Origin of the sequence: Streptomyces sp. KL116D, from assembly GCF_030766975.1 — a bacterium.
Classification (GTDB): Bacteria; Actinomycetota; Actinomycetes; order Streptomycetales; family Streptomycetaceae; genus Streptomyces; species Streptomyces longispororuber_A.
Map to the genome: position 1 here is coordinate 26566 of NZ_JASERH010000059.1, position 6669 is coordinate 33234.

Consider the following 6669-nt stretch of genomic DNA (forward strand, 5'->3'; position numbering starts at 1 on the left):
GCGGCCCGGCCGGCGAGGGCGCCGATCGGGCCGCGGTGCGTGATGGCGCGCGTCAGGCGGTCACCGCGGTCTTCGCGGTGCGCGTCATGCGGAGCGCGGAGACCAGAAGAAAGAACGCCGCCGAGGTGAAGCTAGCGTAGCCCGCGAGGCTGCTCAGTGAGGCGTCGTCGCCGCCGGCCTGGGCGATGAACGAGGCGCCGGCGAAAGCGTGGAGATTGGCGCCGCTGGCGATCATCGCCCACTGGCCGCCAAGACCGCGACGCGGAGAGCGCCGACGACGAGCTGGATCGAGCTCCTGTCGTGATGGCCCTCCAGGCGCCCCAGACCCGCAGGACCGCGGACAGTGCCGGAGGTGGCGGCGAGTGCCAGGCCGATGCCGGGTCATGCGCGCTCAGCGCGATGTTCAGGTGCGTGAGTCGGAGCGGGCCGCCGTTCGCCTTGGCGGACCGGACGTCGACGATCGCGGCCGCCGCGTCGAACGGCGGGTAGATCACCAGCAGGGCACCGCTCGGCGGGCCCAGTCTGGAGGCGACGCTCGAGAAGAGGAGCCCGGCCCACACCGCGGCGAACGCGAAGCGCAGGAAGCTACAGCTTGCGCAGGTACCGCTGGCGCCGGGGTGGTGGAGACGCGATGAGGGTGTCCATGGGAGTGCCTTCCTGGGGTGGGGCGAGGATCCAGCTCTGGCAGCGCGCGACCGTGGCAATCCGTGCCAGGAGAACGTTCTGTCTCCCTAGAAATGATCGCTCACACTGGCCACTCCCGATCAAGCACCGAACGTTCTCCCCGTGTTGCGTAGAGTGGGGACATGACGCGGACCACCACCCACAACGGCGGCGCCGGCAAGACCTCGGAAGCGCGCACGCGGCTGCTCGGCACGGCGACTCCGGATCTTCTACGCGGAAGGCATCCACTCCAGTCGGCGTCGACCGGATCATCGCCGAGCGCGGTGACCCGCGCGACGCCTCTACCGGCACTGCTACCGGCAGGAGGACCTCGTCCTGGCCTACTCGACTTCAGGCCGACCAAGATGATGCGCGGGCAGATCTCCGGCCCTGGAGGACGCCGGATCGGCGGTCGACGCGGTGCGCCATCGCGAGGGCGACGCCACCGTGCGGCATCCGGTCCGAGGGGTTCCGAAGTGCGCGTCTCTCTCAACGCGGTGTCCGAGTACCCGGATCCGGCCCATCCGGTCTCCAGGCCGCACTGCGGCACCGGCAGTGCCCTCTCGACGACCGCCACGGGCCTGCTGGCGCGCATCGGTGACGCTCCCTGCGGACGCCGATGGGCGCCACATGGTCATGCGCTGAGGGACGGCGCGATGGTGGCGCGCGCCTGTTCGACGCGGCGCTGATCTCCGAGACCTTCCTGCGGGGAGTCCGAAGGCATCGTGCAGAGCCGGGTGCGGGCGGCGCCGTCGGTCGGCTGAGTCGGCGGGGCGAGAGGGTCGGCGGTAGCTCCAACCGCCGCCTCGCGCTCCGGCTCTCCTCGTCAGCCGGCCCGGCTCGGCGCCGCGACGCCAGTGAGGCGTTCGGCCTCTGCCCACAGGCGCGCCGCGACGGACCTGTCCCGCGCGCGCTGCGCGCGGGAACCGCCTTGGTCGGGCCGACCATGGCCCAGCGCGGGCCGTAGTAGCCGCCGGGCGTGGTGTCGGGGCTGGTCGCCGCGTACAGGAGGGTTCCGCGCCCCTGCTCCGGGCCCTGGGACGGCACGATCTCGTACAGGATCGTCGACTCGAGGAGGCCGGGGCGGCCGCCGTTCAGGGTCGGGCCGGACGTCATCAGGTTGGTGCAGGTGTAGCCGTGCGCGCGCCGGCCGACACCAGGGAGCCAGCCGTGTTCGGCGGCGAGGTCGGACAGGTGCAGCATCGTACTCCAGCAAGGTCGGCGAGCTTCGAGCGCTGGGCGTGTCAGCGCGGGTAGCTGTAGCCGCGGGCCGACTGCAGGTCGTCGAAGTCGATGCGGGCCCGGTTCGCGGTGCCGCTGCTCATGAGTGGTGCCACTCGCGGGGCGGGTGCGGCGAGCGGCAGGCAGGAGTTTCTCGGACGGTGAGGGCGAACGGGCCGAGGAAGTTGCTGCCCAGCTGGAGTTCGGAAGCCGTCGGTGGTCTCCGTGCGCTGGGGCACGTCTCGCTGACTCCGGCGTTGTTCAGGAGCAGGTCGAGGCGGCCCGGCCCTCGGTGATGAGGTCGCCGGCGAACGAAGGCGGACCGGATCGGTCCGGCCGGCTGGTCGAGGGCGGCGTACCTCGACCTGGGCGCCGGAGATGCGTGGCGAGTGATGTCGGCGCGGGCCTGCTCGCCCTTGGCCGAAGTGCGCACGGCGAGGACGACATGGGCTCCGGCGCGGCCAGCCGCTTGGCGGCCTCCTTGCCGGTGCCGCTGTTCGCGCCGGTGACGACGGCGAGCTTTCCGCGCTGGTCAGACCTGATACATGGCGAACCTCGTTAAGTACTGGCGGTATCTTGTCTCCGTTCCACGGCAACGTACCACCGGTCACTTATCAAAGTACCGCCAGTCTGTAATATGGCTGCGTGACCTTCCAGCGCGCTCGCACCGATGAACAACGCAGTCAGCGACGGCGTCAGATCCTGGACCACCGCGGCCGCGATGCTCACGGAGATGCCGGTCGCGAAGCTGAGCCTGAAACGAGCTGGAGCCGACGCGTGGCACTGGCCAAGGCCAACGTGCTGCGGTACTTCGAATCGCGCGAGGCTGTGCTCCTCGACCTCCTCGACGCCGAGATCCGGGACTGGATCGCCGAACTGGAGACGTCACAGACCGAGCGGTGACGCTGTCGGCGGCGGCACTGCACGGAAGCGCCGCGGAGACCGGCTGGCCGACACGCTGGCCACCTCCATGGCGCGCCGGCCGGTCCTGTGCGACCTGCTCAGCGCCCAGGGCGCGGTCACGAGCACTGCCTATCTCAACCGAGGTCGCCATCATCGCTGCATCCGGCACAAGCGCGCGGCCCGGGACGCCCTGCGATCCCGATCCAGGATCAAAGCTGGCGCCACGTACCCGAACTCGGCGCCGGGGGCTGCCGCCGCACTCTCGTGGAATCGGCCCTGCTGATGGCCATGACGGCGTGGCAGTGCGCGCCCGTCCGGACGCCATGCTCGCCGCGTACGCCACGGGCCGAACTGGCGAGCATGCGGCTGGACCGGACCGACCTGGTCCGCCGGACGACGGCGGTCACCACCTCGGGCCTGCTCGCCCGGCGGGAGCCGTCGGCCTGAGCCGCGGTCTGTGACTTCTCGATCTTTCGGGCGCGATCGAGCAAGATGCGGGTCCAGCCGCCGCTTGCGCGGAACGGCGGGACCCGATCTGAGGAGCATCGGCCGTGGTGTGCACCCGTGCGGACCGGCCTCTCACGTTGGTTCACGGCCGTACGTCTGCTAGTAACGACGCGCGCAAATGCCACGTTCTGCCAAGGGTGCTCTGGGTTGACGGGTCTCCACGACATGGTTTCGGGGCGGCTCACAGGAACCTCATGTTCCGGGCGGCCGATTGTTTTCGAGGCGGTGCATCCGAGGACCGCCCACCGCCGGTAGTAACGGAAAACAGGTGGTCGCCCCAGACCCTGCTGACCTGCCTTGACCAGGCTTCCCGCCGCGCCCCGGCTCTGTTCATTACGGGCTCGTGCAAGGGGCGCTGGCGAAGCTTGACGGCCCTTCGGGGATCTGAGGACACGACAGACACCCCGGGGGAGGGGTGCCTGGTTGCACGCCCGAGCCACCGCTGCCCATGCAGGTCCATCCAGGGCCGTGGGAATGCATAGTCGCGCGTTGATGGGCGAAGGGGAGGTCGTCCCGCACGGGAGCTCGGATGACAGGGGTTCGATGGCGCGCTGCCCGGGGCGCGTGCGGCACGCGGTGACCGTCAGTTTCTCGCCGACCCGTTCGAGCCAGGTCAGGAGGGCCTCGCGGAGGGCGTCGGCCACCAGTGCCGGTGGTGAGGTGGAGGCCCGCGAGGTTGTCGAGTTCGTACGGGTCCGATGCCAGGTCGTACAGCTCGGTCTCGACGTAGTGGACGGCCGCCGCGTCGTGCCACGGATCCGCGTCCGGCGCCGTGACGACGTACTTCGAAGCGGTCCGTGCGCACCGCCCGCGCCACCTGGTCCTCGCTGATCTGAACGAGGACCTCGGGCCGTCGGCCGGGGTCCGTGCCGCCGCCGGTGAGCGGCAGGGAAACGAACGGCCCTGGACGCCGGGTGACGCTTTCGACGCCGGCAGCGGCGAGCAGCGTGGGGCATGAGGTCCGCCGTGCGGGCCGGATGCCCGGACCAGTCCGCCGCCGGTGAAACCGTGCCCGTCAGGGCGAGCGGCACCACCTGAGTGTGTCGCCCGAGCGCTTGTACTGCCGTTGCGGGTGCGGAAGTGCGAGCCGGTCCGCCGTCCACGCGAGGACCGTGTCGTCCGTGAGGCCGAGGCTGCAGGGCGTCGCGGAGCCGGCCGACGCCTCAGTCACCCGGCTTGATCTGGCCCAGGTATCCGGCCAGCGGTGGGCGCCCTGGGGCGCGTGGAGGGGCTGAGCGCCGCGAGGTCGGGCGGCAGCCAACCAAGGCCCTGCTGGTGCGGTGCTGGCATGTCCGGCGCGGGATAGCCTGTCGGCGTTCTGGCAGTGCCCGATGAGCGAGACGAACAGGAGGAGCGGGGCGGTCGCGGTGGTCGGTTATATCCGGATCGCTGCGTGTCGATCAGTGCGTCGGAGCGGTAGTTAGCAGCCGCACCGGCCGGTCCGACGTCGTACAGGACGGTGCGGTACGCGTCCGAGGTGAATTCGAGGGGCCTCGACGCGAGCCACTTCCTGGTAGCCGCCCGCGCCTCCTGCGGAACTGGACCCGGCCTGTTCGGGGCTCCGGCCAGATGCCACTTGCCGATGTAGCTGGTCGCGTACCCGGCCGCCGCGAACCAGCCCGCGAGCGTGGGCAGGTCGGCGCGCGGCAGCCCGCAGGCACGCCCGCGGTCGGCGGTCTGCCCGGTAGCGCCGGAACGCGGCAGGCGCGCAGACTGGGTTGGGCGTGATCGCCTGCTCGATGAGGGTGCCGGGCGATCCGGTCGAACTGTGGCGTCAGTCCGGTGGGTCCGCCGTGCACGCCGGTCGTGTCCCACCGCTGCTTAGTCGGTGAGGATGACGACATGGTGGTTCGGTAGCAGGCGCAAGCAGTCACGCCAGTGGCCGTCGGGACAGGTCGTCGGGGTGCCGGTCGCGGCGGTGGAGGCGCCGGACGCATGCCGTGCTCCGGGCCCGGGCACCGAATTCGGGGACAGGAGCGTGACGTACGGCCGTCGACGCCGAATCAACGTCCCGCCGATAGGGACTGGAATAGCTGAAAGCTGTGGTCGTCGGAGTCGTCGACGCCGTAGTGCCGGGTGGCGTGGTTGTCCCAGATGGCGACGTCGCCGGACGCGCCACCGCCGCGGACGGTGTTCTCGGGGCGCCTGACGCCGCTGGAACAGCTCCAGCAGGTCGCGGGAGTCGCGCCCAGAAATCCTGATCCGCTGCAGCACGAAGTTGCCGAGGAGCAGCGTGCGCTCACCGGTCTCGGGGTGGACGCGGAATGACGGGGTGCTCGGTCAGGAACTTGATCTTGGCGAACACGTCGCGAAGTAAGCGACGGTTCCGGTATTTCGCGTCGGGGCGCAGGGCCGCGTAGCCGTAGTCGTTGGAGTGCACGGCGCGCAGGCTCTCGGCGAGGTTCCGCAGCTGTTCCGGCAGGGTTCTCGTACGCCGTCGTGTGCTGGGCCCACAGGTGTTGCGCCGTACGGCGGATCGTGCGGGCGCAGGGATCGAGAACGCGGTAGGCCGGGACGAACGTCACGTCGCTGTGCCACTGGCTGCAGCACGGCCGCCGTAAACTGGAGTTGATGGGGAACGAGTAACGGCCGTCGGCGGACGGGACGGTGGGGGTGCGCGACCAGGGTGCCCAGCATGGCGGCCGAGGCGCCTCGCGGAGCCGGTGTCGAGGTGGTCCTGGCCGCGGAAGAAGATCGACCCTTGTGGGCGAGGAGGGTGTCGCGGATCTCGGTGACGGTTTCGGGGGGACAGGTCCCCGCCGAGGCGGAGCGCCTTCGATGACGGCAGCCCAGCCGGCCGCTCGAGGTCCGGGCGACTCGTGAGGAGGGTGATGCAGGTAGTGGGTGCAGTGGTGGTCATGAAAGTGCCCTTTCGAGGGTCAGGTACCGAATTCGTTTCTGAGGGCGCCACCCGCAGTACGCGTGGTCCGCTCTGGTGGGAGCGCGCTGGTGGAGTGGATGCCGTCCACGTGTGCGGGGAGCCGCCGAGGGATCACGGGTTCCGCGTCCCACGGGAGTCATGCAGGCGACTCAGGGACAGGCTGCGGGGACACGTCGTCACGGGCGCATGGGTCAGGCGCGTGGCAACCGGTGCCGGACAGCGTCAACCGTCGACCAGACCGCTCCGACGCTGGTCGCGACGCCAAGGAGGGCGCTGGAGCTGGGGAGTTGACGGCCGAGGGGGTGAGCGTCCGTGGTCCAGGAATCTACGGCGCCGTACGTTGGCGGCTCCGCGGCTGGTCGTGGACGCGTAGGCTGCGTGACCGCCGAAGCCGCCCTGCCCTTACTGGGCGCACGAAAAACGCGAAAGCGTTTCACGATAAATGCGAAAACGGTTAAACACCCAATCTGAGGTCCGAAATCCAGTTAATACCG

Annotated in this window: 3 protein-coding genes and 1 pseudogene; 2 read left to right on the forward strand and 2 right to left on the reverse strand. The window is 70.2% G+C overall.

The features are described 5' to 3' along the window. Positions 1–52 precede the first annotated feature (52 nt). Positions 53–645, reverse strand: a pseudogene (locus RBJ77_RS24125) (hypothetical protein). Between the two features lie 2016 nt (positions 646–2661). Here RBJ77_RS24125 and RBJ77_RS24130 point away from each other — a divergent pair. Together RBJ77_RS24130 and RBJ77_RS24135 are read left to right on the forward strand one after the other, a co-directional pair. Then, positions 2662–2787: a hypothetical protein gene (locus RBJ77_RS24130; protein WP_372346938.1), complete on the forward strand. Its 126-nt coding sequence runs from the start codon at positions 2662–2664 to the stop codon at positions 2785–2787. 264 nt (positions 2788–3051) lie between these two features. After that, positions 3052–3234 (forward strand): hypothetical protein, encoded by a 183-nt coding sequence (locus tag RBJ77_RS24135; RefSeq protein WP_372346939.1) that lies wholly within the window; start codon positions 3052–3054, stop codon positions 3232–3234. 2299 nt (positions 3235–5533) lie between these two features. On the opposite strand, the gene RBJ77_RS24140 is transcribed toward RBJ77_RS24135, so the two are convergent. Continuing rightward, the gene (locus tag RBJ77_RS24140) at positions 5534–5674 is read right to left on the reverse strand and encodes a hypothetical protein (protein ID WP_372346940.1); all 141 of its coding nucleotides are present in this window, start codon (positions 5672–5674) and stop codon (positions 5534–5536) included. Positions 5675–6669: the final 995 nt, after the last annotated feature.